Source organism: Mycobacterium sp., from assembly GCF_049683355.1.
Taxonomy (GTDB): domain Bacteria; phylum Actinomycetota; class Actinomycetes; order Mycobacteriales; family Mycobacteriaceae; genus Mycobacterium.
In genome coordinates this window covers 1-1,890 of the sequence record NZ_JBAUJB010000320.1, presented here as the reverse complement: position 1 = coordinate 1,890, position 1,890 = coordinate 1, and the positions used below count along the sequence as shown (strand labels likewise).

At 70.7% G+C, this 1,890-nt stretch carries 3 protein-coding genes; all 3 read right to left on the bottom strand.

Annotated features, from left to right (window positions below):
• A partial coding sequence (locus WA944_RS18740; RefSeq protein WP_526647218.1) for a DUF6779 domain-containing protein occupies positions 1 to 814 on the bottom strand: 814 nt, incomplete at its 3' end.
• Between the two features lie 77 nt (positions 815 to 891).
• Entirely contained in the window at positions 892 to 1,368 is a 477-nt protein-coding gene (locus WA944_RS18735; protein ID WP_526647217.1) for a DUF3180 family protein, read from the bottom strand.
• 7 nt (positions 1,369 to 1,375) lie between these two features.
• The gene (gene folK / locus WA944_RS18730; RefSeq protein ID WP_526647216.1) at positions 1,376 to 1,888 is read right to left on the bottom strand and encodes a 2-amino-4-hydroxy-6-hydroxymethyldihydropteridine diphosphokinase; all 513 of its coding nucleotides are present in this window, start codon (positions 1,886 to 1,888) and stop codon (positions 1,376 to 1,378) included.
• Positions 1,889 to 1,890 lie beyond the last annotated feature (2 nt).

Here is a 1,890-nt window from a genome sequence, read left to right as displayed (position 1 = left end):
GCCACGGGAACTGCGGCTCGGGTGAGGGCGGGGCGGTCCGAGGCGGCGGGGCGGGTGGCGCCTCCCACTGCCTGCCGGCCGTCTCGTCGGGTCGATACGTCCCGGCCCGGGCGCCTTCGGAGAATCTGCGGTGCGCGCCGCCCGCCTCATCGGCAGCCGACACCCGTTCCTCCTCCGGGGGGTGCGGTTCGGCGGGAACGTCGATGATCGGGCTCTCCTCGGTGTCCGGCGCATGGGATTCCGCGTCGGCGACCTCGTCGACGTCCTCGGTGTCGATCCGGCTGCTCCGGACTCGTCCCGCGGTGTCCGCACCGGGAGTCCACCCACCGAGCTCCCGGGCGTCACCACCGCGGCGATCCGTTTCGATCGCATGCCGGTGCGACAGGTCGGTGTCGAACAGGTACTCCAGATTCGCGCGCAGCGCGGCCAGTTCGGCCCGCAACGCCGACACCTCGTCGGCCGACTGCGCACGCAACTCGGAGGCCAGCTCGCGGCGCAGCTGCGTCTCCACCGCGAGTTCGTATTCCCGTCGCGCCGAGATCTCACGGTCGAGCTGCAGGTCGTAGACCAACTTGAGGTCGCGCACCTTGGCCTGGTCGCTGTCGCTCTGCCTGCGGTAGACGACCGACACGAACGCGGCCACCACCGCGGCCCACAGAGAGAGGATGACCGCGAGCTTGAGCAACTCCACCCTGTTGGTGAAAACCAGGGCCGAACTCGCCCCGATGGCGAGCACCAGCAACACCGACATCAAGATCCAACCCGGTCGACGGGCGCCGCGCCGAATACGCGCGCCACGGGTCGGATCGGTCATGGGCCGACTGTACCCGCCACAGGTCATCTAGCGTGTCGACCTCTTCGGCGATTCGGCGGGTGCGCTGGGCGAATCGGTCAGCCGGGTGCCGCGTCGGCGTTCTCCGGCGGCTCGTCGGGAGACCTGCAGCAATGCTCCAACCACAACGCCGCGACGACCAGCGCGAGCGCACACAACGCGGCCACCACCGAGCCCGGGGCGTCCTCGGCCGCCACCCGCAATGCGCTGCGGCGCGGCAGCAGGTAGACCGCCACGGCCAGCCACCACCCCAGCACGACGCTGCCCATCCATGCCGACGCCTTGGCGATCAGCACCGATCGCGCCACCGCCAGCGGATGCAACCGGCCGAGCCCCACGCCGACCTCACCGTCACGGATCCGGGCACGAACATAAAATCCCCAACCCCCGATGGCGACCGCGACGCCGAGCAGCGACACCCCGGTCCACATCGTGATCGGCGGGAACCACCGGTACACGGCGGGCACCACCAGGTAGCCCACCACCGCGGTCACCACCACGGCGGCAATCAGATCTCGCAGACGAGTGGGTCCCATCAGCCGGTCAGCGCCCGTCGCCGAAGGTCAACGTCAGCCCGGTGCGCCGCACCCCGGCCCGCTCCGCTGGGTCGACGGCCTCGAGGAGCTCCCCGACGGTGCGCGTCCGACCCGCCACGCTCATGGTGGCGTGCGAATCGGCCGCCAGCCACGGGACCAGCACGAACGCCCGCACGTGGGCGTACGGGTGCGGCAGCGTCAGCACGTCGTCGCCGAGCGTCAGCTCCGCGCCGGAGTCTCGGCACGTGACGAGGTCGACATCCAGCGTCCTGGGACCCCATCGTTGCTCACGTACCCGCTGTGCCCCATCCTCGAGCTCGTGGGCCCGGCGCAACCAGCCGTGCGCGTCGGTTGCCGGGTCATCGGCGAGGACAACAGCGTTGAGGAACGGGCCCTGTTCGACGCCGCCCCATGCCTGCGTCTCGTACACCGGCGACACCGACACCACGGCTCGGCCGAGGCCGTCGACCACCGACTGCAGCCACCGCAACCGGTCACCGACGTTGGAGCCGATGGACAACA

Bases quoted from the DNA above. Each gene is read 5' to 3' on its own strand.
- WA944_RS18735 (WP_526647217.1), bottom strand. From the start codon at position 1,368: ATGGGACCCACTCGTCTGCGAGATCTGATTGCCGCCGTGGTGGTGACC.